21 protein-coding genes are annotated in these 22717 nt (G+C 58.4%); 9 read left to right on the forward strand and 12 right to left on the reverse strand.

Annotated elements, in window-relative coordinates:
• Window positions 1-271: 271 nt before the first annotated feature.
• The 3 genes from C4S63_RS01150 to C4S63_RS01160 all read left to right on the forward strand — a co-directional run bounded on the left by C4S63_RS01150 (window position 272) and on the right by C4S63_RS01160 (window position 3403).
• Window positions 272-1006, forward strand: coding sequence for a hypothetical protein (locus C4S63_RS01150; protein ID WP_103916451.1), 735 nt, complete (start codon window positions 272-274; stop codon window positions 1004-1006).
• A 760-nt stretch (window positions 1007-1766) separates the two neighbouring features.
• Complete coding sequence (locus tag C4S63_RS01155; RefSeq protein ID WP_103916452.1) at window positions 1767-2741, forward strand: amidoligase family protein; 975 nt, start codon at window positions 1767-1769, stop codon at window positions 2739-2741.
• Window positions 2720-3403: a gamma-glutamyl-gamma-aminobutyrate hydrolase family protein gene (locus C4S63_RS01160; protein ID WP_103916453.1), complete on the forward strand. Its 684-nt coding sequence runs from the start codon at window positions 2720-2722 to the stop codon at window positions 3401-3403. Before C4S63_RS01155 ends, C4S63_RS01160 begins: the two co-directional genes overlap by 22 nt.
• An 89-nt stretch (window positions 3404-3492) precedes the next feature.
• On the opposite strand, the gene C4S63_RS01165 is transcribed toward C4S63_RS01160, so the two are convergent.
• On the reverse strand, window positions 3493-4146 hold the full coding sequence (locus tag C4S63_RS01165; protein ID WP_103916454.1) for a glutathione S-transferase: 654 nt from the start codon (window positions 4144-4146) through the stop codon (window positions 3493-3495).
• A 373-nt stretch (window positions 4147-4519) separates the two neighbouring features.
• Here C4S63_RS01165 and C4S63_RS01170 point away from each other — a divergent pair, with 373 nt between their 5' ends.
• Window positions 4520-4939 carry a CBS domain-containing protein gene (locus tag C4S63_RS01170; protein ID WP_103916455.1) on the forward strand — a complete coding sequence of 140 codons (420 nt, stop codon included), beginning with the start codon at window positions 4520-4522 and terminating at the stop codon, window positions 4937-4939.
• A gap of 180 nt (window positions 4940-5119) precedes the next feature.
• Here the strand turns inward: C4S63_RS01170 and dbpA are convergent, their stop codons facing one another.
• Window positions 5120-6499 carry an ATP-dependent RNA helicase DbpA gene (gene dbpA, locus C4S63_RS01175; protein WP_103916456.1) on the reverse strand — a complete coding sequence of 460 codons (1380 nt, stop codon included), beginning with the start codon at window positions 6497-6499 and terminating at the stop codon, window positions 5120-5122.
• Between the two features lie 459 nt (window positions 6500-6958).
• On the opposite strand from dbpA, the gene C4S63_RS01180 reads away from it, so the two are divergent.
• Both C4S63_RS01180 and C4S63_RS01185 read left to right on the forward strand, forming a co-directional pair.
• Window positions 6959-8077: a ferredoxin reductase gene (locus C4S63_RS01180; RefSeq protein WP_103916457.1), complete on the forward strand. Its 1119-nt coding sequence runs from the start codon at window positions 6959-6961 to the stop codon at window positions 8075-8077.
• A 10-nt stretch (window positions 8078-8087) separates the two neighbouring features.
• On the forward strand, window positions 8088-9287 hold the full coding sequence (locus C4S63_RS01185; protein ID WP_062816375.1) for an acyl-CoA desaturase: 1200 nt from the start codon (window positions 8088-8090) through the stop codon (window positions 9285-9287).
• Window positions 9288-9481: 194 nt separating this feature from the next.
• Here C4S63_RS01185 and C4S63_RS01190 read toward each other — a convergent pair whose 3' ends face one another.
• The gene (locus C4S63_RS01190; RefSeq protein ID WP_234999902.1) at window positions 9482-10531 is read right to left on the reverse strand and encodes an NAD-dependent epimerase/dehydratase family protein; all 1050 of its coding nucleotides are present in this window, start codon (window positions 10529-10531) and stop codon (window positions 9482-9484) included.
• Window positions 10532-10636: 105 nt separating this feature from the next.
• Window positions 10637-11671 carry an AraC family transcriptional regulator gene (locus C4S63_RS01195; protein ID WP_103916458.1) on the reverse strand — a complete coding sequence of 345 codons (1035 nt, stop codon included), beginning with the start codon at window positions 11669-11671 and terminating at the stop codon, window positions 10637-10639.
• Between the two features lie 213 nt (window positions 11672-11884).
• On the opposite strand from C4S63_RS01195, the gene C4S63_RS01200 reads away from it, so the two are divergent.
• Both C4S63_RS01200 and C4S63_RS01205 read left to right on the forward strand, forming a co-directional pair.
• Complete coding sequence (locus C4S63_RS01200; protein WP_103916459.1) at window positions 11885-12847, forward strand: triacylglycerol lipase; 963 nt, start codon at window positions 11885-11887, stop codon at window positions 12845-12847.
• Between the two features lie 3 nt (window positions 12848-12850).
• Window positions 12851-13897, forward strand: coding sequence for a lipase secretion chaperone (locus C4S63_RS01205; RefSeq protein ID WP_103916460.1), 1047 nt, complete (start codon window positions 12851-12853; stop codon window positions 13895-13897).
• Window positions 13898-13977: 80 nt separating this feature from the next.
• Here the strand turns inward: C4S63_RS01205 and C4S63_RS01210 are convergent, their stop codons facing one another.
• Window positions 13978-14400 (reverse strand): hypothetical protein, encoded by a 423-nt coding sequence (locus C4S63_RS01210; protein ID WP_062816370.1) that lies wholly within the window; start codon window positions 14398-14400, stop codon window positions 13978-13980.
• A 106-nt stretch (window positions 14401-14506) separates the two neighbouring features.
• Entirely contained in the window at window positions 14507-14959 is a 453-nt protein-coding gene (locus C4S63_RS01215) for an SRPBCC family protein (protein WP_103916461.1), read from the reverse strand.
• Window positions 14960-15206: 247 nt separating this feature from the next.
• Here C4S63_RS01215 and C4S63_RS01220 point away from each other — a divergent pair, with 247 nt between their 5' ends.
• Window positions 15207-15905 carry a pirin family protein gene (locus tag C4S63_RS01220; RefSeq protein ID WP_103916462.1) on the forward strand — a complete coding sequence of 233 codons (699 nt, stop codon included), beginning with the start codon at window positions 15207-15209 and terminating at the stop codon, window positions 15903-15905.
• Window positions 15906-16031: 126 nt separating this feature from the next.
• On the opposite strand, the gene C4S63_RS01225 is transcribed toward C4S63_RS01220, so the two are convergent.
• The 6 genes from C4S63_RS01225 to C4S63_RS01250 form a co-directional block, all read right to left on the reverse strand.
• Window positions 16032-16880 (reverse strand): ion transporter, encoded by an 849-nt coding sequence (locus tag C4S63_RS01225; RefSeq protein ID WP_103916463.1) that lies wholly within the window; start codon window positions 16878-16880, stop codon window positions 16032-16034.
• A gap of 109 nt (window positions 16881-16989) precedes the next feature.
• On the reverse strand, window positions 16990-18183 hold the full coding sequence (locus C4S63_RS01230) for an ABC transporter substrate-binding protein (RefSeq protein ID WP_103916464.1): 1194 nt from the start codon (window positions 18181-18183) through the stop codon (window positions 16990-16992).
• 54 nt (window positions 18184-18237) lie between these two features.
• On the reverse strand, window positions 18238-20052 hold the full coding sequence (locus C4S63_RS01235; protein WP_103916465.1) for a long-chain fatty acid--CoA ligase: 1815 nt from the start codon (window positions 20050-20052) through the stop codon (window positions 18238-18240).
• Complete coding sequence (locus C4S63_RS01240) at window positions 20052-20855, reverse strand: ABC transporter ATP-binding protein (RefSeq protein ID WP_234999903.1); 804 nt, start codon at window positions 20853-20855, stop codon at window positions 20052-20054. Before C4S63_RS01240 ends, C4S63_RS01235 begins: the two co-directional genes overlap by 1 nt.
• Window positions 20852-21622 (reverse strand): ABC transporter ATP-binding protein, encoded by a 771-nt coding sequence (locus C4S63_RS01245; RefSeq protein ID WP_062816361.1) that lies wholly within the window; start codon window positions 21620-21622, stop codon window positions 20852-20854. Before C4S63_RS01245 ends, C4S63_RS01240 begins: the two co-directional genes overlap by 4 nt.
• Window positions 21619-22716, reverse strand: coding sequence for a branched-chain amino acid ABC transporter permease (locus C4S63_RS01250; RefSeq protein WP_062816360.1), 1098 nt, complete (start codon window positions 22714-22716; stop codon window positions 21619-21621). The genes C4S63_RS01245 and C4S63_RS01250 overlap by 4 nt, the downstream gene beginning before the upstream one ends.
• Window position 22717: the final 1 nt, after the last annotated feature.

The raw sequence follows: 22717 nt of genomic DNA on the forward strand, positions 1-22717 counted from the left end.
GAAACAAAAAACCCCGGCTTATCCGCCGGGGTTTTTCTTTGTGTGGCACATGTCGATTCTCATCAGGACTGTAACAGCCAGATGCCCCATCAGAGCGCACGGGGCAACATTTGACCTCGAATTTAGTGAAAAGTAAGAACCGGACAATCAAAAGAAATAGCAATGTCATGTAGGATACGCGGTCGGCTCAGGGACACAAAAAACGGACGATGAAGCCGATTAAATTTCCAGTGCTCTTAAACCCCACACTCAAGGAAGGGAAGCATCAGCAATGCCTACTATTAACAATACAATTACAGCTTTACTGATAGTGTCGCTCACATTTTCACTCAACGCCTGCGTGCAAATCGCAGCCACAGCACCAAAGGTTGATGAAAATTATGATGGAAAGTTTGGTTATGTGATGGGATCTGTCGGGGGACACCCCTGGGACCAGGACATAAAGGTCTTCTTTGCTCAAGAACTCACCAACACTCAACCCCTGATCATCACACGAAAGATGGGGAAACCTCACTTTATTAAGCAGTGCGGTGATGGTAGCAGTCACGAGAAAACCTATGCACGCGCCTATCTAGTAAAAGCTCCAGTGGGTGAATACTTTTTCTCAAGCTATCACATGAAGGTAGCCACAGGAATTTTCCATACTGCGGGCCCCTACAACCGCCTCCCCTATTCTTCAACGTTTGAGGTTGAAGAAAACACTATTACTTATATCGGCCGTTTTACCGGGACGTTATCTTTCAAGGAAGGAACAAAGGCCCCATCTGCTGAAAATGTAAAGCAACTATATGTCTCAGTAGCAGACAAATATGATGATGACCTTGCCATGGTCAAACAGCTTTCTAGCGTTGAATATCGATATATGAATCTGGCATTTCCACAGAGCCTCCCTATTAAAAAATCAATTGTCGAGCCAAAGATTCCGTTTCTCAAGCAAGAAGATGTGGACCAGACAATCGGCTCGGAGGACTGTTCGATTGAAAAAATGGAAATCAATAACGGGTAACATCATCGAGGCATGAGCCCGAAGGCGGGCAAACCTGTGTTTTCAACAGCCTTTGAGCACTGGGGGCAGGACCTTAATTCGTGCATAAAAACGTGACATTTAAGACCTGCCCCAAACCAATACACCAAGCCAGGGCAACATTAAAATTTCAAGCTAGGACACCCATAACTTTATATCGCCAAATGCCTCAACCCGTCACCAGTCAATCCGAGCCAGCCCCCTTTTGGCTTCATGGCTGAGCTTATACCTCATCCCTTCCCAATCCGTTCTGGATGTCCTTCAGCAGCCCCGCAGGGCGTGCCGCTCCGTTTCGCTGCTCGCAATATAGCGCGGATCAATGCCATTTCCCGAGCGCCTTCCTTCTCTCGCAACTGGCACTCACGGATAAGCTCACGCACCACTTCACGCAGACGCCCATACGATTTAGTAGCATAAAATCCGCAGACAAGGAGGAAAACGTCGCTCGTCTAGCTATAAATGCAGAGGGAGTACGACGTGTCGGCCAGTGAGACAGGTTGATAACGCGCCCGGGACGCGGTTGGCTCTTTGCTAATCCATGACCCCGGCGTGCGGACCTTGCGGACAGCCACACATCAGCCAACAACCAACAGATCCGTAGCAGGTCTGCCAAGCTGTGGGTGTTCTGTTGTTCTTGGTTGCTGTCCGCTACGCAGGCAGCGTAATGTTGTCAAAATTCATCAAGTCAGTGGGTCCAACTCCAGGGTAGGTCACCCTGGACAAGCAGAGAGGTCGCTCATTAATGGATGCTTACAGTTCCCGGTTGGAATCACTGAATGCACTGAAAAATACCGCAGGAAAAGTCCGCACTGTGGGCTTCGAGCTTGAGTTCTCCGGCATTGCATTCCGCGATACCGCCCGCGTGGTGTGCGATACGCTCAATGGAAAAGTGACAGACGAAACCGCCGCGGAAGTATGTGTAAAAACCGATTACGGTGATTTCAATGTCGAGCTCGACTGGGATTTTCTCAAGACTATGGCGGCCAACGCGGGCAAGGCCGTGGATGAGCTGCTGCATCCGTTGTCAAAGGCCGCAGAGCTCCTGGTACCCGTCGAAGTGGTGTGCCCGCCACTGCCCGTCACATCACTGCATATACTTGACGATCTGGTCGAGGCGCTGCGCAAGGCCGGCGCAAACGGTACCGAAGAATCATTGATTGCGGCCTACGGCGTGCATATCAATACGGAAATTCCGGCACTGGATGCGCCCACCATTCACCGTTACCTGCGCGCGTTCGTGTTGCTCCAGTGGTGGCAGGTCGAGGCCAACGATGTCAACCTGGCAAGACGGATCAGCCCTTACATCGACTTGTTCGAAGAGTCCTATATCAAGGTCCTGCTGACGCGAGAGGCCCCGGATATCAATACCCTGATCGACGATTATCTTGAGCATAACCCCAGCCGCAACCGTGCACTGGACATGCTGCCCCTGTTTGCCGAAATCGATGCCGACCGTGTTCGCGACACTGTCGATGACGCGAAGATCAAATCACGGCCGACCTTTCATTACCGATTGCCCAATTGCCAGATTGACGACCCGCAATGGAGCCTCGCGTCCTCCTGGATACGCTGGTGTCGGGTTGAACAACTCGCCAACGACGACGCCTCGCTCCATCAGCTGGGCGACGAATTCCTGGCCGCAGACAGACCGCTGCTTGGTGTAGATCGCGGCGCCTGGGTGAAAAGGATAGCCCGATGGATGGAAAACCACGCATAGGAGTGACCGGCAACCACCGTCGCTGGGCGCCGGCCTGGTGGTGTACGGCGCTGGCATTACGCCTGTGCGGTGCTGTTCCTCAACGCATTTCGGTTGATCATCCGTGGCAGGGGGCGCCGCCGGATGCACTGGTGATCGGTGGCGGCAACGACATCAGTCCGGAGCATTACGGTGGTGAAGTCGATGCCAGGGTCAAGCTCGATCCTGAACGAGACACACTGGAAATCGAATGGATTCGGTACGCGCTGAAACACGGCATCCCCATGATTGGCATATGCCGCGGTGCGCAACTGATCAACACCGTCCTCGGCGGCACCCTTCACAATGATATCCGCCATATTCGCCGTCTGACCTACAACCGCCCCGGGCTGCTGCCGACAAAACAGGTCTGGCTCGAACCCGATTCCAGACTCGCCCACATCACCGGCAAGACCAAGCTCCGCGTCAACAGCCTGCACCATCAGGCCGTGGAACGGCCCGCCGACGCCCTGCACCGCACAGGCTGGGATCTGGACAAGATCACCCAGGCCATTGAGCCCACCGACAATGCCCCCATCATCGGCGTCCAGTGGCACCCTGAATACATGATCTACCTGCGGTCACAATTCAGGATCTTCCACTGGTTGGTGGACAATGCACGCAATCGATTAACCCAGCCTTGATAGGGAAATACAGAGTGAATAATGGGCGAGGTTTCACTCGCGCTGGTAGTGGATTGACGCATGGGGCAGCTCCCCAAGAGAGACATCGCTCAGGTGCGGGAAGGAAACACCACCACATCATCGCCCTCCTGCCATACCGGTAGCTTGATCATGGTTTGCATAAAAAGTGGGTGCTCCAACCAGCGCTGTAACCACCGCTGCAGATTCGGGTAAGGCAGCTGGCCAAACACATCGCGATCGACATGGGCGAATTGGCGGACAAACGGCATAACACCAATATCCGCGATGGTTGGGTCATCCCCGAGCAGGTAAGCATTTCTCTCCAACAACGCCTCCAGAACCTGAAGAAAGGCCTCTCCTCGTTGCCGATACTCGGTCTGCGTCACGTCAACATGGCGGTCGGCGTATTTATAACGGTCCAGCCAGTGCTTGAACTCGTTATCGTTTTGCTCAATCAGCGCATTCGCCTGATCCAGGATCGTTGCGTCTAACAGCCCTTGTGGATCCTGCTGCTCAAGCGCCCACACCATGATGTCCCGGCTTTCATCTATCACAGCCCCATCCGCCAGCCGCAACACAGGCACGGTGCCTTTCGGGCTGATTGCCAGCATTTGCGCAGGCTTGTTTTTCAGGGTTACTTCCCGCAGCTCAACGTGCAGACCCGCGAACAACACCGCCAGGCGGGCCCGCATGGCATAGGGGCAGCGACGAAAGGAATACAGACAATCCAATGAGATCGTCATAGGAATACTTCACAACTGAACCGGGGGTGTAATTCCGCAACGGGGCGACCGGTATTTCTGCACATCGCGAAATGGTTGTCGATGGACGCAACTCATCAGGTGCGCACTGGGGCAGAATACTATTTAAGGGGCGCCCCGTCCCGATAGTCTGGATCGATCACGATGTTTTGGGTGTTCTCTTCTTTGGCCGCAATGTTCCGGGAGAAATCCTTATTGTTGATAAACAGGAGGGGTAAGCGGCAGCTCCCTTTCCCTGAAGCCGGAAAACCCACTCCCCATTGTTGGCATGGTTCCCGCAGTAATCCAATGCAGCAGTCAGCAAAAACGCTGGCAGAAATGTTGTCGTTTCCCGGCAAGCAAAGAGAGGTAACCCATGAATTCTGTCTCGATCAAAGACCTGATGTGTACCCGTTTTGCGGCGATCCACCCGGAGATGCCGGTGGTGGAGGCGTCCAGCAAGCTGATCAAACTGGATATGCTTGGCAGCCCGGTCACCGACAAGGCCGGTACCCTGGTGGGCTGGATCAGCGAGCGTGAATGCCTGCAGGCCGCACTACAGGTGGTCTACCACAACCAGCGCGTGGCCACGGTGAGAGACCTGATGCAGACCGAAGTTCTGACCGTATCGCTGGACGATGAGGTGCTGGGGCTGGCCCAGCAGATGCTGGCCGCCAAGCCCAAGATCTACCCGGTGGTGGATAGCACCAACAAGGTGGTCGGCGTGATCAGCCGCCGGCATATTCTGACTATGCTGGATCAGAAGTTGGCGGAGTTGAGCAGGAAAGTTGGGTAATCTGGCTTTTTTCCTCTTTTCTAGGGCGCCGTGACAACCCTTCTTCGCACTAGATTAGTGCATAGCCCTCGGGCGGCTACCGCCTTTGGCGATTTCGGTAATTGGCAGGATTTGCCCGTTGGTCACCGCCGTATTCGTCATGCAAGCATAGCTCCAACGAAAAGGGAGATAACCAGCGGACTAAAGCTTCTTCACCCGCCGATTCTTGCCCTTGATCTTGCCACGCATTAATCGCTGCAGTGCCAGGTCGGCGCTATCGCGCTCGATGGCTACGTAGGCCTGGTAGTCGGTGACGGTGATCTTGCCCACCTGGTTGCCGGGGATGCCCGCGTCGCCGGTGAGAGCGCCGAGAATATCGCCGGGCCGCAGCTTGTCCTTGCGGCCAGCGCCGATGCACAGGGTTACCGTGGGCGGCAGCATGGGCTCGCCGGCGCGAGGTTTCAGGCTGGACACCGGGTGCCAGTTGAGTGTTTCGCCCTGCAGTTCTTCAATGGCCATGGCCCGGCGGCTTTCACGGGGCGCCACCAGGTTGATGGCCAGGCCCTTCTCCCCCGCCCGGCCAGTGCGGCCGACCCGGTGAATGTGGGTCTGCGGGTCGTGGGACAGTTCCGCGTTGATGACAATGTCCAGGCTGTCGATATCCAGCCCTCTTGCGGCCACGTCCGTGGCGACCAGTACAGACAGACTTCGGTTGGCGAACAGGGTGAGCACTTCATCCCGCTCGCGCTGCTCCAGGTCGCTGTTCAGGGCTCGGGCGGCCAGGCCCTGCCGGCAGAGCTGGCTGACCACATCCTGGCACTGCTGCTTGGTGACACAGAACACCACGCAGCTGGTGGGCCGGAAGCAGGCAATGGCGTCGGCAACGGCTTCGTAGCGTTGCATGGGCTCCACTTCGTAGAAACGCTGCTCGATGCGGGTGTTGTCGTGCATGGCCGCCACTTCCACATGCTCCGGGTCACGCATGAAGGTTTCTGCCAGCTGCTTGATGCCCGCCGGGTAAGTGGCGGAGAACAGCAGGGTCTGGCGACGGGCCGGAGTCTGGCGAATCACTTCCGCAATATCATCGAAGAAGCCCATGTCGAGCATGCGGTCCGCTTCGTCCAGCACCAGGGTGTTGAGCCCGTCGAGGCTGAGCGTGCCTTTGCTCAGGTGCTTGAGGATGCGCCCGGGTGTGCCCACCACCACCTGGGCACCATGCTCCAGGGAGCCGATTTGCGGGCCGATGGGCTGGCCGCCGCAGAGGGTCAGCACCTTGATGTTGCCGGCACCCCGGGCCAGACGACGAATCTCGGCAGCCACCTGGTCTGCCAGCTCCCGCGTGGGGCAAAGCACCAAGGCCTGGCAGCCGTAGTAGCGCAGGTTGAGTGGGTGCAGCAGAGCGATGCCGAAGGCAGCCGTTTTGCCGCTGCCGGTGCTGGCCTGGGCAATCACATCCCGGCCTTTCAGCAGGGGCGGCAGGCTGGCCGCCTGTACCGGTGTCATGGCCGTATAGCCCAGTGTGTCCAGGTTGGCGAGCATGTCGCTGCTCAGTGGCAGGGAGGAAAACAGGGAATCAGTCACGTCAGGGCCCGGGTGGCAGAAAATCAGGGGTGCAGTGTACCAACTGTTGGGCGGGGGGCGATGGATTTCATGGCGGGTTTGGTTTTTAGCGGCAGAAGGCTCGGCATCTCGCTTTGTGAGCCAGGCGCCAACGTGTTTGGCGCGGGGTAGTCGCCGTATCAAAAAAACAGGGTGGACAAGCCGGGCGTTGTCATTTTAGTCTTGTAAACACTTGTTCACGCACAAGTGTGCACATTTATGCTGCCCCGATTGTATGCCTTGACGGGCATTCCGTTGGGATTGCGTAAAGCAGGTTGGTCAGCTCGCCCTGCACAGGCGGATACTGACATTGACCCTGATACGCGCTACCACAACTGAACAGACAAAACGGACGATGGCGGGCCGCCCTTGCTGCCCGTCGCCAGCCTGGTCCGCCAGGCGAGCAACACCTCATAAAATGACAACGAACGAGGAACCGTTATGCGTCAACCCGCCCAGCCCGAGCCAGGTGCGTCACCCTCTATCTGGTCTCGTCTGAGTACCATCACCGATTACTTTGCCTGGCCCCTGCGCACCTCCCATTATCTGGAGCTGGTGAATCCGCTGTGGACCACCCACAAGCTGCAGGCCAGGGTGGTCAAGGTATGGGATGAAACCAAGGATGCCCGCACCCTGACCCTGCGCCCCGGCCTGAACTGGCGGGGCCACCGTGCCGGTCAGCATGTGCGGGTAGGGATTCCCGCCAACGGCAAGCATTACACCCGCACCTACACCATCTCCTCCCCGCCGGAGCGGGAGGACGACTGCTTCACCATCACCGTGAAGGCCATCGACAAGGGCACCATTTCCCATCACATCGTGCGCAATATCAAGGTGGGCGATTACCTGCCCATCGGCTTGCCCCAGGGGGACTTTTACCTGCCTGACGCCCAGCCGATCCAGCCGCTGTTTATCACCGCCGGCAGCGGTATCACGCCAGCTTTCAGCATGGTCAACAGCCTGATTGCCCAGGGGCGCCTGCCGGATACCCACCATATCCACTATGCGCCCCATGAATTTGATGTGGTGCTGGGCAAGGAACTGAAGGCGATGGATCGCTACAACGATCGCTATCACCTGCACCTGATTTATAGCCGCGAGGGCGACGACCCGAGCCGCAACCGGTTTTCCGCCGCCCAACTGGATGCACTCTGCCCGGACTGGAAAGAACGGGATGTGTACGCCTGCGGCCCCCCTTCCCTGCTGGAAGCCATCGAGCAATGCATGGAAGACGCGGGTTGTATCCGCCGGTTGCATGTGGAGCGGTTCCGCGCCCCCTTTACCGAGGTGCCCGCCGATGCGGTGGGGGGCCGGGTGCGCTTCGCCCAGAGCGATGTGGAAACTGACGGCGACAGCGACACGCCGCTGCTGAAAGCGGCCGAGGAAGCCGGCATGAACCCGCCCCACGGCTGCCGCATGGGCATCTGCCATACCTGCAACACCACCCTGGTGTCCGGCTGTGTGCGTGACCTGCGTACCGGCGAGGTACTGAACGAGGCAGGCAGCATTGTACAGACCTGCATCTGCGCCGCCGCCGGCGATTGCGAACTGGATTTGTGAGGGAACAATAATGAAAACCCATCAATACCCGGTCGACCTGACCGACGAGCAGATCGAAGAATTCGGAAACGAGCTGGAAGCCATTCGCAACGAGGTGTTTGATTCCCGCGGCGACCGGGACCGCGCCTATATCCTCAAGGTTATCAAGACCCAGCGCACCATGGCGGTCAGCGCCCGCTTCATCATTTACCTGTCACTGTTTTTCATCCCCGCCTGGGGCCATGCGCTGGCCGCCTGGCCGGTGATGCTCACTATCCTGGGGCTGGGCGTGTTCATGCTCGGTATCGCCAAGATTCTGGAAAACATGGAAATCGCCCACAACGTGCTGCACGCCCAGTGGGACTGGATGAAGGACCCGGAGATTCAATCCAACACCTGGGAGTGGGACACCATGAGCCCCTCGGACCGCTGGATGCATTCCCACAATGTGGTGCATCACACCTGGACCAATGTGCTGGAGAAGGACCTGGATGTGGGCTACGGCATCATGCGGGTAACGCCCATGCAGAAGTGGAAACCGGCGTTTCTGTTGCAGCCGATCTATTTCATTCTGCTGATGCTGTTGTTCGAAGAAGGCGTGGCCGTCCATGAGCAAGCCATCGATGACCACCTGAAAGGCAAGAACAAGCTCAAGGATTTCACGCCGTTGTTAAAACGGATTGGCTACAAGGTATGGCGGCAGGTGGCCAAGGATTACATCGCCTGGCCGCTGGCAGCGGCGCTGGTGGCGATCCCGATTTCCTTCTACGTGCCCTTCTCGCCGCTGCTGGTGTTCGGGATAGTGGCTGGCGCCAATGCGGTGGCTAACCTGATCCGCAATATCTGGGCCTTCACCATTATCTTCTGCGGGCACTTCCCGGCCGGGGCGCACAACTTCACCCTGGAACAGGTGGAAGGCGAAACCCGTGGGCGCTGGTATCTGCGCCAGATGCTGGGTTCCTGCAACATCGAGGGTGGCAAGCTGTTCCATATACTGTCCGGTAACCTGTCACACCAGATCGAACACCACCTGTTCCCGGACATGTGCAGCAACCGCTATCAGGAAGTGGCGCCACGGGTTCGCGCGCTGGCGGATCGCTATGGCATCCCCTACAACAGCGCCTCCCTGTTCCGCCAGTTCGGCACCACCTGGCTGAACAACCTGCGCCTGGCCTTCCCCGGTGGCGGCGAGCCCTACGAGCCGCGCCGCGAGCAGGCCAGTCAGTCCTGATGTCGACCGCAGGGTGGATTGACGCCTTCCGGCTAATCCACCCTGCGTTTTGGTGATGAGGCAGGATCAAGGTTGGGGAGATCTGGAAAGGCTTTCCCGACTTTGCCCCTCGCTTTGCAAGCAAAGCTCCAACGGTCAAGGCGAGTCGTTGGAGCCTTGCTCGCAAGGCGAAGGTTTTCAGCAAGCCACCACGTTTACCGACGCCGTACCAGCCCGTCTTCCAGCACCTGCTCGAAGTGGTCTTTCAGGGTGTCAGCGGCCGGGCGGTAGCTAACGCCCAGTGCCTTGCTGCGGCTGTTGTCGAAGCGCAGGGGGTAGCCCACGTTACGGCTGATGAACTTGCGGGTGACCGGGCCCATGAACGGGCCGACAGCCCATACCACCGGCTTGGGCACCTTCATCATCGGGAAGGGATACTGCTTGCCGAATTGTTTGCGCAGCATGCCGGCGATGTCGAGCATGGACACGGACTGGCTGACCAGAATGTAGCGCCCCTCCGCTTCCGGTTTGAACGCCCCCAGCAAATGCGCCTGGGCCACTTCGCGCACGTCCACCATGCCGTATTCCAAAGCCGGCACACCGGTTTTCAGCTTGCCACGGCCCATATCCAGCAGGGTGCCAATGCTGGCAGAGTTACTGGCGTTGGTCAGGGAAGGCCCGTAGACCATGCCCGGGTTGATGGTTACCAGGTCCCACTGAGACTGACCGTCGTGGATTTTCCAGGCCTCCCGTTCGGCGGCTACCTTGGAATACTGGTACGGGTTATGGTCAACGCTGCTGGTGGTGTTCCAGTCGGCTTCGGTGAAGGCGCTTTTGCCTTTCATGTCCGTGGCATCCCCGTACACGGAGGCCACGCTGCTGGTCAGCACCACTCGCTTGAGGGTTTCGCAGCGGTTGGCGGCGTTGAGCACATTGCGGGTCCCTTCCACCGCCGGGCGAACCAGGGCCTCGTAGGCATCGGTGAAGCCATCCAGCACGAACGGCGAGGCGGTATGCATGAGGATGTCGCAGCCCTGCATGGGTGCATCGAAGCTTTCTGCATCAAGCAGGTCGGCCTTGAACAGTTTCAGGGTACCGGGCGCCGCATCGGCAATGCGCTTGAGGTGATCCACGCTTTTCGCCTTGTTGGGATCACGCACGGTGGCGTGGACCGTATGGCCTGCCTCCAGCAGGTATTTCACAATCCAGCCGGCAATATAGCCGGAAGCGCCGGTGACCATCACGGTATGGGTGTTACTGGGCATGCTTGGCTCCCGCCGATAAAAGGAAGCGCCTACGCTAGCACGATGTGGCAACCGGACAACTAGGGCTGTTCGTGCCATTTCGCCGCGCGGCCCCTCCCTGCATCCTTATTCGGGGTCGGGGCCCTTCTGACGATATTCGCTGGGAGAGAGGCCGGTCATCTGTCTGAACCAGCGCGTGAAAGAGTGTGCCTCATCAAACCCCGCATCCCGGGCTATTGCCTGCACAGACTGAGCGCCTTGTCGCAACAAATCGCAGGACCGCTCCAGCCGTAACCGGGAAAGCAGATCGCCATAGCTGGTCCCCTCTTGACGCAATTTCCGGTGCAGGGTTCGGCTGGTGATATTCAGCATGGCAGCCACGTTTTCACGTGACACATTGCCGTCCTGAAGCAGTTTCTGAATATGCAGGCGGACCTCATCGGTAAATGAAGCGGGCTTGGCCCTCTCTTCAAGCAGCTTTTGCGCATGCTCAGTCAGCACCGTATTGAGCAAGGGGTCGGCCGTGTTGACTGAAAGATCGACGGCTGTCGCGGGAAACAGGACCCGATAATTCCGGGCATTGAAAATCACCGGGCAATTAAAGGCGTTGCGATAGACATCCAGGGTCGCCCTGTCCTTGGGCGCAGGGTGGGCCATATGCACTTCATGCACCAGATGCCCGGCTTGCGTTCCCGTGTTAATCAACTGCGTATAGGTAAACAGGATAAAACTGCCGACATGGGTGCGAACAAATGGGTCCTGGAGATGACAATGCCATATCAGCTGGGCCTCACCCGGTGAATATTCCAGGCGGGTCTTGCCCGTATTGCTGATCAGCGGCTCCAACTGCATGATTTTTTCCAGACAAGCACCAACGGTACTGGACGTTTGTGCCAGAAAGGCAACCAGACCAAACAATTGCTGTTGCGATACCACTCCCAGTGTCAAACCGGGCAAGGGGTCTGACATCTGTCGTAACCCCACAGACAACATAAACTCCACATCCTCAGCAGGCATGTAAGCCGGATCTCCCTTTATCGGCTGAATACGAAAATCGTATTCCTTCAGGAGTCCATCAACGTCCACGCCATATTGCCGCCCAAGATCGAGCACCTTTTTTACAATTTCAATGGAAACCTTAAAACCTGCCGATACTGCCATGATGCTTTGAAGCTCGCTTATTTTTTAAGTGTTATGGGCCTTGGGAGCGAAATTTTCAAAAAAATCCCCAGTCTGACAATCGCTGTCTTAATAAGATTATAACAACGTCCCTTTCCGCTATGTCTCCACTTCGGCAATGCCACCATCATAAGCCTTTCACAAGATTGGCCATAAAAAAACCGGCAATATAAACAGAATTGCATTAGGTGAAACATGAACAGCATATTTAAAATAGTTCTTTTTACTGGCTTGCTGGTGGGACTGGGCTCCCCGGCTCTGGCGGGTTGGCTGAGCGGGTTTTCGGTGAATTCCAGCTATGCCCAAACCCGATACCCCATCGTACTGGCCCATGGTATGTCCGGTTTCGATAGCATTGGGCCGCTGGACTACTGGAACGGTATTACCAGTGACCTGACTGAACGGGGCGCGGAAGTCTACCTGACACAGGTTTCGTCCTTTGCCTCCTCCGAAGTCCGTGGCGAACAGTTGCTGCAGCAGGTAGAGGAGATTCTGGCTATCTCCGGTGCAGACAAAGTGAATCTGATCGGCCACAGTCACGGTAATCAGTCGATCCGTTATGTGGCAGCCGCCATGCCGGACCGTATCGCTTCAGCCACCTCGGTCGGTGGGGCCACAATGGGGTCCCCGGTATTTGACCTGCTTGTTTCCTCTCTGGAAGGGACCGGCCCCTTAATCAGCAATGGGGCCGGTGAGATCGTGAATGCTGTTGGCACTATTATTGGCCTGGCCGCCGGCGAATCACTCCCGCAGGATTCGCTGGCCGGGTTTCAATCTATTTCCACCGAGGGTGCCGCAGACTTCAATACCCGCTACCCGGCCGGGGTGCCCACCGCCTTCTGCGGCGAGGGCAGCTATAGTGTAGACGGGGTACGCTATTACTCCTGGAGCGGCACGCGACTGCTCACCAATCCCCTGGATCCACTGGATCTGCCATTAAAAATTGCCTCTTCCGCCTTTATCGGCACCAACGATCCACAAAGTGACGGTCTGGTGGGCCGCTGCAGCAGTCACCTAGGCAAGGTCATTCGCGATAATTACCGGATGAACCACCTGGACGAGGTCAATCAGCTGTTCGGCCTGACCGACCTGTTTGAGACCGATCCCGTGGTGGTATTTCGTCACCATGCCAACCGGCTGAAAAACGCAGGTCTGTAAGTCATGGAACGCTCAGAGAAACTGTCCGTGGTTACGGTGCATGTTACTTTTGTCTTGTTCACCCTGGTGATTATTTTTTCCGGGGCAGGCAGACAATCAGAATCGCCAATGCATCGGCAGGCCGAAGTGACGCCTCCCACCCCCTTGCCACTGACGGCGCCCTTGCTTACCCCCGCCGCCAGCCGCTCGGTCACTGTCCGCAATGGCCTGGAAGCGCTTCCCGCCTCACTGGAAGGAACGACGGTTCCTGATGGGCTGGCGGTGACGCCCGACGGCAGCCTGGCGGTGACACCGCAACTTCGAGACGTCTTGGACTATTTCCTCTCCACCCTGGGCGAAGAGAGCCTGGATACCATTGAGCAACGATTGCGAGCGTATTTTGCCAGTCAACTACCCGGCACCGCCGCACGGGAGGCCGGCCAGATTCTGGAAGGCTATATGGCGTGGAAAAGGAACCTGGCCTCGCGCTCCGAGGCAGGTGGCGTCAGCACCGACACGCTGGACCTGGGTGCCCTTCGGGAGCAACAACAGTGGGTACGAGACAGTTGTCATCTCTATCTGGATCGCCAGGTATGCACGGCTTTCTTTGCCCGCCAGCAAGTCAGTGAGGACTATGCCCTGGCCCGACTTACCGTGGTCAGCGACGATACCCTGACAAGCCAGCAGAAGGCAAAACAGCTTGAGGCGCTCACCGCATCACTCCCGCATGACATGCAGAACAACATAGCCCAGATAAGCCGTTACCAGGAACTGCAGCGCAGGAGCGCGCAGCTTCGCCAAGACGGTGGCGACGAGGCAACCCTCAGAAAGATTCGCGAGCAATGGGTGGGCGCAGACGCAGCCGCTCGCCTGGAGCAACTGGATAGCCGGCGAGAAGAGTTCGATCGACGGATGTCGCAGTGGCTAAGGGAGCGCGAATCGCTGCTGGGCAATACCAACCTGTCGCGTTCTGATCGGCAGCAGCAGGTAGAACAACTGCGGGAAGCGCATTTCTCTTCCCGGGAGGAGGTCCGGGTAAAAGCCCGGGAGCGCATCGCCGACCGGTCATAACAGGCTCCCGGCAAGGCCCGCAACGCTTGGCGCTCGGCCAATACCGGCAGCAGACTCACTTGCATGCTGCCGGCGGATTGTCAGGCGTTGCCGCGTGACCGATCAAACCACATCCAGGCGGCGAGCCCCACTCCCCAGGCACCGTTAACAATCAGGCCGCCAACCACCTTGGCGGCGTTCACGTCCAGCCCTTTCAGGGGAAACACCAGCAGCATGGCAACCAGCGTCGGGCCGATGGCGCCGATGATCAGCGCGCCGAGCCAGTGCCGGATGCCCTGCCAGCGACGGATCAACCACCAGACTGGCACACCCCAGACACCGCCCCAGAATGCCAGCGACAATACCTGGGGAATACCGAAGGGCGGCACCGGTGTCATGTTCCAGGGCGCCGCCGGGACCAGACCGCCCAGCCAGAACAGCGCCAGCACCCCTTGGTGAAACAGCAGAGTGGCGATAAAGCCCCCGGTGAAAGCCTGCAACCATTGTTGTGGCGAGTTGGACATGGTCACTCCGACGTTGAGACGTTTTGGTAAAAGATTCCCTGGCAACTCTACACCATCCCCCTACCCCGCGCGTGAACAGGCATGGCCTTACCGGGACAAGATTCGATCACCCTTCGTCCGGGATTTCCGGGGTCACCCGTTGCGCCAGCATTTCCAGAGATTCCTGCCAGCCCTGATAACAGCACTCCACCGGTATCACCTTGGGCACGCCCTCCTGGGTAATGGTCAGCTCGGTGCCGCACAGCACGTTTTTCAGCGAAATGGTGACCGGCATTTCACCGGGCAAGTTGGGGTCGTCGAACTGGTCGGTGTGGCGTATCCGTTCGTTGGGCTTGAGTTCCAGGTAGCGGACGCTGAAGCAGTGGCTTTTGCCGGTGGAGAAGTTGGTGAACGACATGCGATAGCCGCCCCCTTCACGGGCGTCCATTTCATGGACCTTGCCGGTAAAGCCATGGGGCGGCAGCCATTTGACCATGGCATCGGCATCCAGAAAGGCGCGGTAGACGCGATCCGGGGTGGCGCGCAGGACGCGGTGCAAGCGGACGGTATTAGCGGACATGATGGCTCTCCTTGTTGGGTGTGATGCCTCCGTTCTTGGAGGGGGCATCCTCTTATCGGATGTGGCGGCCATCATTCGACAGGAAGATGCCGGTTCATCGTTTGCCGGGAATGCCGTCCGGTAAGCGTCCGAAACATCAACCAAGCTGATTGTATTCCCCAAAAATAACCCGTTTTTAATCAGGCATTCTAATCATATAGTGACGCCATCGACAGACAGGCAATGGAGCCTGTTACAGGAGGACGTCATGATCGAGCTGCGCACACGCAATGAACTGGGCCATGCCCGACACGGCTGGCTGGATACCCGGCACCACTTTTCCTTCGCCAATTATCACGATCCCAAACGGGTCCACTGGGGTGACCTGCGGGTATGGAACGATGACACCATCGCACCACACACGGGCTTCCCGGCGCACTTTCACCGGGAGATGGAGATCATCACCTATGTGCGCAAGGGTGCCATTACCCACCAGGACAGCCTGGGTAACAGTGGGCGCACGGAAGCCGGCGATGTGCAGGTGATGTCCGCCGGTACCGGGATTACTCATAGCGAGCAAAACCTGGAGGATACGGAGACCCGGATCTTTCAGATCTGGATCATTCCGAATGCCACCGGTTTGCCACCCACCTGGGGCAGCAAGCCCTTCCCGAAGGCATCCCGCGAGGGACATTTCGAGATACTCGCCAGTGGCTACCCGGATGACGGCGATGCCCTGCCGATTCAGGCGGATGCCCGTGTCGTGGCCGCCAACCTGAGCGAGGGCCAGACGGTGACCTACCCGGTGGAGGCGGGTCGCAAGGTCTATCTAGTGCCCGCCAAGGGACGGGTCAGGGTGAATGAGGTGTTGGCCGATACCGGCGATGGCCTGGCCATCAGTGACGAGACACATCTGACCGTGGTGGCAGAAGCGGACAGCGAGATCGTGCTGGTGGAAACTGTCTAGCCAGGAGACAATCCAGCCTACCTTCCAACACACTACCTCCACAAAAAAGGCCCGGAGCGTTTCCGGGCCTTTCACTTTTCCTGTAGGAACTTGCCTGCAAGCGCCTACAGCCATTTCATGCCGGCATTATTGATCCGCCTTTCTCTGTAGGGCGGTTTCCAGCGCGGCAATCTTTTCATGCATGGCACGCATCAGGTCGAGCATTTCCTGACGTTCGTCATGGGCGATCTGGTTGTTGGCATCCCGTTCGGCGCGCTGTTCGCTTTCGTGCACTTCCTGGGTGGCGCTGACGATGATGGCAATAAACAGATTCAGCACCATAAAGCTGGAGATCAGGATAAAGGGCACGAAGAAGATCCAGGCAAAGGGGTAGACCTCCATCACCGGACGGGCAATGCCCATGGACCAGCTTTCCAGAGTCATGATCTGGAACAGGCTGTAGATGCTGGCGCCGAGCGTGCCGAACCACTGCGGGAACGCCTCACCGAACAGCTCGGTACCCATCACCGCAAAGATGTAGAACATCATCAACAATAATGCCGCCGTCCAGCCGATCCCCGGCAGGGCCTGCATCAATGACTCCACCAGCATGCGCAACCGCCTCACCGATGACAGCAGGCGCAATACCCGCAAAATCCGCAGGCTGCGCAGAATCGCCAGGGGCCCGGACGTTGGAGCCAGAGAAATGGCAACGATCAGAAAATCGAACACATTCCAGCCGGAGCGGAAGAAGCGTGGCCCGAAGGCAACCAGCTTGAGCACGATTTCCAACACGAACGCGGCCAGCACCACCTGGTTAAGCAGGTTTAGCCACTGCCCTGCCCGCTCCTGGGCTACCGCGGAGGTTTCCACGCCCAGAATAATGGCATTGAGAAGGATCAAAGCTGTAATGGTGTGTCCGAAAAGCGGGGTATTCAGCAGAGCAGCCAGTCGTTGCCGCCAGCCGGGGGATACGGACGTTGAAGTGGCCTGCATGGAGAGTCACCAAATAATCCAGGAGGCGCGAGTATACCTGATACGGGAGGGGGGATTGATAGGGGCCGCAGGCGCTTTGCGAGCAAAGCGCCTGCGGCAAAGCGGGTGGTCAGTCTTCCAGGGTCACCACCGGCTCCCAGACACCGTCGATGACTTTGGAGAGAATCATGTCGTTGCCGGCACGATGATTGGTGGCGCTCATCTTGATATCCACCCCGGTGACCGGATCATTGAAATCCAGAGACTCCATGGCCGCCAGGAAGGAATCGGTGGTCAGATCCGGGCCCGCCTTGCGCAGTGCCTCGATGGTCACCATGGCACCCACACGCCCGAGCACGGCACCGCCGCTGGGCACAGAGCCGTATTGCGCCTGGTACTCTTCCGCCCATTGTTTAGCTTCCGGTACATCCTTCATGCGGCTGACAATATCCTGCCAGGGAGACACACCGTAAAGCCCTTCGGTGACACCCCCGGGGGCCGCGGCAACGGCGGAATGGAAGCCGGCCTGGGAGACCACAAACTTCACCTCATCCCAGCCCATTTCCTTGGCGGTGGCCACCACGGAAATGATCGGCCGCACCGGCAGGGCCACGGCGACCAGCTGGCAACCGGCATCCTTCAGGCGCGCCAGGGTGCCGGTGAAATCACTCTCGTCCGGTCGGTGGGAGGTGCTTTCCGCCAGGGTCAGGGAATCCTTGCCCGCCGCGGCGTCGTTAATGGCCTGGTTCACCTCCTCGCCGAAATCCGAGGGAATGTACATCACACAGATTTTCTCGATGCCGTACTCGTCCGTCATCCAGTTGACGCCTTTCAGTACCCCTTCATAGTAACTGGGGCCAAAGACGAAACGGTGGGAGAAGTCCCCCTCCTCTTCCATCTGACGTGAAAGTGCCAGAGGAAGAATGCTGGGCACGTTATTGCGATCCATCACCGGGAACGCGGCCAGGTTATGGGGCGTGCCCAGACTCATCACCATGGCAAATACTTCATCCCGGCTGATCAGCTTGTTGGTGGCCTGGGTGGCCTTGGGTACCTGGTAGGCATGATCCTCGACGATATAGCGGATCTCACGGCCATGAATCCCGCCCTCGGCATTCACGTCGGCAAACATGTCGTTGGCCACCTGCACCGCCGGGGAGGAAAACGCGGCAAACACCCCGGACAGATCGTGCATGCCGCCCAGTTTGATTTCGGTATCACTGACACCACGCACCGACTCGGCGGCGGCGCTCTCTTCTTCCTTGTTATCACTGCACCCGATCAGGGTGGCTGCGGCGAGAGCCGCCAGACAAAGCTTCTTCATGATGCATTCTCCTCTCGAATTCATACCTGAAGCCGTGACTTCAGGTAATTGCAATCAGTACATGGAATCAATCAGGTGCTTGTGTTTTTTCTCCACGAAGGAACGCTTCAGCTTCATGGTGGCAGTCAGCTCCTCATCCTCGGCGGTGAGCAGCACGTCGATCAGGCGGAAATACTTGATCTGTTCCACCTGGGCGAACTGTTTATTCACATCCGTAATGATGCTGTCGATCAGGTCGATCACCTCCTTGGCACGACACAGGGAGGCGAAGTTGGAAAACGGGACCTGACGATCCTGGGCATATTTCTCCACGTTTTCCTGATCAATCATGATCAGGCAGGTGAGGTACTTGCGCTGGTCGCCAATGACCACGGCATCGGAAATATACGGAGAAAACTTTATGCGGCTTTCAATTTCCGCCGGGGTAATATTCTTGCCGCCGGCGGTGATGATGATGTCTTTCAGGCGACCGGTAATGGTGAGCATGCCGTCTTGCAGACGCCCCACATCGCCGGTGTGCAGCCAGCCATCGCGGATATCTTCCGCGGTTTTTTCCGGCTTGCGCCAGTAACCGGCGAACACATGGTCACCGCGTACCAGCACTTCACCGTTGTCGGCAATGCGCACCTCGGTCTCGGGCAGCGGCTCGCCCACGGAACCCACCCGGGCCCGGTCCTTGCTGTTGAGCGATACCACGCCGGTGGTTTCGGTCATGCCATAGCCTTCATAAAGCGGCACGCCCAGGGACTGGAACCAGCGAATCAGGTCCGGGGAGATGGGTGCCGCGCCGGTGGTGCCCCGACGCAGGCGCGCCATACCGATCAGGTCCCGGACATTGCGCAACACCAACAGGTTCCAGAACTGGTAATGCAGCCAGGAAAGTGGTGACCGTTTACGCTCACAGTGCCAGCTATCGCCGGCGGCCAGGGCCCGGTCAAAACACCAGCGGCCAAAACCGGTGGCTTCGTCCCGCAGGGTCATCATGGAGCTGTAGATCTTTTCCCACAGACGCGGTACGGCGGCAAAGGTATGGGGCGACACTTCGCGCAGGTTCTCGAACACGGTCTCCGGGCTCTCCGCAAAGTTCACGGTACACCCCTTGTAGATCGGTACTTCCACCGATACCAGCCGCTCCAGAATATGGCAAAGGGGAAGGAAGCAGAGCTGGTCATCGTCTTCATGGGCTTCCAGCACCTGCTCACCAGCCGCCAGCTGGAACAGCACATTGCGGTGGCTGATCATGGCGCCCTTGGGGGCACCGGTGGTGCCGGAGGTGTAGATCAGCATGCGGATGTCATCCGGCTGACTCTCGGCGATGCTGGCGCTGAACCGGGCTTCGGCATCGGCAATGCCCTCGCCCAGGGCGTAGAGTTCATCCAGGAACATGACCATGGGATCACTGAAATCCCGCAGCCCCTTGCGATCAAACACGATCACTTTTTTCAGGGTGGGCACCTGGTCGCGTACGGTCAGGTATTTGTCCAGCTGTTCATCGTTTTCCACGAACAGGAAGGCGGAGCCACTGTCATTGACCAGGTAGGCCAGCTGCTCGGCGCTGTCGGTGGTATAGACGCCATTGCTGATGCCGCCCGCGCCGGCGATACCCAGATCGCAGTAGAGCCATTCCTTGTTGTCTTCACTGAGAATGGAGACCGGCTGGCCCCGCTCCAGGCCGAGAGACAGCAGCGCTACGCCGATGGCACGGGCCTTTTCGTAATAGTCCTGCCAGCTGTAGCTCTGCCAGATGCCCAGGTCCTTTTCCCGGTGCGCAATTTGCGCTCCCCGCTCCAGGCATTGCTGGCGCCACAGTTTGACCACGGTGTCGCAACCGTGGAGACGGGTTGGTGCGTTGTTGGTTGTTGTCATCATCAGCGCCAGGTCTTCTTTCGTTTCCAGCGTTTTTCCGGTCGGTCATCCCCCGCCGACTGGCCCAGATAGAATTCGCGAATGTCGTCGCTGGCGAGCAACGCCTCGGCGCTGCCGTCCATGACGATGCGGCCGGTTTCCAGCACATAGCCATGGTCCGCCGTGTTCAGTGCCACCTGGGCATTCTGCTCCACCAGCAACAGGGTCACGCCCTGCTCTTTATTCAGCCGACGGACGATGGCGAAGATTTCCTGCACCAGCAGCGGCGACAGCCCCAGGGACGGTTCATCCAGCAACATCAGCGACGGCCGCGACATCAGCCCGCGACCGATGGCCAGCATCTGCTGCTGACCGCCAGACAGGGTGCCGGCGGGCTGGTTGCGGCGCTCCAGCAGGATCGGGAAATAGTCATACACCATTTCCATGTCCTGGCGGATACCCGCCTTGTCGCGGCGGATGTAAGCCCCCATGGCCAGATTCTCTTCCACGGTGAGAAACGGAAACACTTCCCGCCCTTCCGGCACGTGGGCGATACCCTGACGGACCAGGGCATCCGGTTCGCGCCCCTCGATGGCTTCGCCAGCCAGGCTGATGCTGCCCTTGCGCGGCGCCAGGGCGCCGGAAATGGTTTTCATCAGGGTGGTCTTGCCGGCGCCGTTGGCCCCAAGGATGGCAACCACCTTGCCTTCGAACACATCGATGGATACCCCGCGCAGGGCCATCACCGGGCCGTAGAAGGCTTCCAGATTTTTGACCTGCAGCAGCGGCTGGGCATCATTCATGGTGTCTTTCTGTACTGCACTCATGAGGTTGCCTCCGTGCCCAGATAGGCTTCGATCACCTTGGGGTCTGCCTGTACGTCGGCGGCCGAGCCCATGGCCAACGGCCGGCCTTCCGACACCGCCAGCACCCGGTTGGATACCCGCGATACCAGGCTCATGTCGTGCTCTACCATCAGTACGGTCAGGCCCAGATCTTTCTGCATGTCCTCGATCCACCAGGCCATGTTCTGGGTTTCTTCCACGCTGAGGCCGGAAGCCGGTTCATCCAGCAGGATCAGTTTCGGCTGGCTGGACAGGGCCCGGGCAATTTCCACCACCTTGCGCACCCCATAGGGCAGGCCGGCGATCAGCTTGTCCCGGTAGGGAGCCAGGTCGAGGAAATCAATCACCTCTTCCACCAGCAGCCGATGCTCCCGTTCACTGCGCCGCACCTTGGGCAGGAACAACAGCTCCTCGAACCAGCGGGTATTGCGCCGGCAATGACGGCCGATCAACAGGTTCTGCAGTACCGAGGAGTGATCGAACAATTCAATATTCTGGAAAGTGCGGGCGATACCCAGCCCGGCCACCTTATGCGCCGGCAGGGAAGTAATGTCCTGCCCGTCAAAGAGGATCTGCCCGCCGCCCGGTTCATAAAGACGGCTAATCAGATTGAAGATGGTGGATTTCCCTGCCCCGTTGGGGCCAACCAGGGTGAACACTTCGCCGGGCTCCACGGTGAAACTGACACCGTCCACCGCTTTCACCCCGCCGAAAGAAATGGAGAGATCCTTTACCTGTAACAGACTCATCGTTGGCGCTCCGTTTTCAGGTAGGTACGGGTACGGCGGAACATGCCCTTGCGATACAGCGGGAACAGCTGCAACCAGGTACGCACCTTGAACCAGACGCCGTAGAGGCCACGCGGTTCGTAAATCACCATAAGCAGAATCAGCAGGGCGAACAGGGCCGTATCCAGGCCCGGGTAGGCCGCAATCTGGATGCCGGCGGTGTTATCCAGGTAATCACTGGCGATGGCGATCAATTGTGGCAGCAACACCACCACAATGGCGCCGAAGAAGGCCCCGTGCACCGAGCCCAGTCCGCCGATCACGATCTGCAACAGCAAGGTGATGGAGATCAGTACCAGGAAGCTTTCATAGTTCACCGCCTGGGCCAGGTGGGCATAGAGCGCCCCGGCCAGGCCGGTGATAGCGCAGGACAGGCTGAAAGACAGGGTCTTGGCGCGGGCCACATTGACCCCCAGGGCCCGGGCGGACACTTCACTGTCACGCACGGCCAGGAAAGAGCGGCCCGAGGCACTGCGCAGCAGGTTCAGATACCCCAGGGTGACCAGCACCAGTACCGCCAGGCAGAGATAGTAGAAGGCTTCCGGGGTGGCATACCGGTCGATCTCCATGCCGAACATGGCAATCGGCGGGGCAAACACCCCGGCCACCCCACCGGTAATCGGCTCGGCCATAATCGCCACGTCCTCGATAATGATGCTCAGTGCGAGAGTGGCGATGGCCAGATAGATGCCGCTCATACGCAGGATCGGCCGGGAGATGATCGCACCGATCACTCCGGAGGTGACTGCACTGGCCAGCAAGGCAGGCAGAAAGTGCCAGCCACGCAGCATCAACGCCAGATTGGTAAAGGCCCCAATGGCCATGAAGGCCGCATGCCCCAGGCTGACCTGGCCGGTATGGCCACTGATCAGCATCAGGCCCAGCCCCGCCAGGGACCACACCAGCACGGCAGTGAGCTCACCTAGATAGTAGGTGCCCAGCAGCCAGGGCGCGGCCAACAATAGCGCCATCAGGATGGCGTACTGGGCCAGGTGCCAGCGCCCTTCAAACAGATTGATATCGTCGTCGTAACGGCTTTTGAATCGGTTGCTCATG

It is taken from the genome of Alcanivorax sp. DSM 26293 (assembly GCF_900107995.1).
In the GTDB taxonomy this organism is placed as follows: Bacteria; Pseudomonadota; Gammaproteobacteria; order Pseudomonadales; family Alcanivoracaceae; genus Alcanivorax.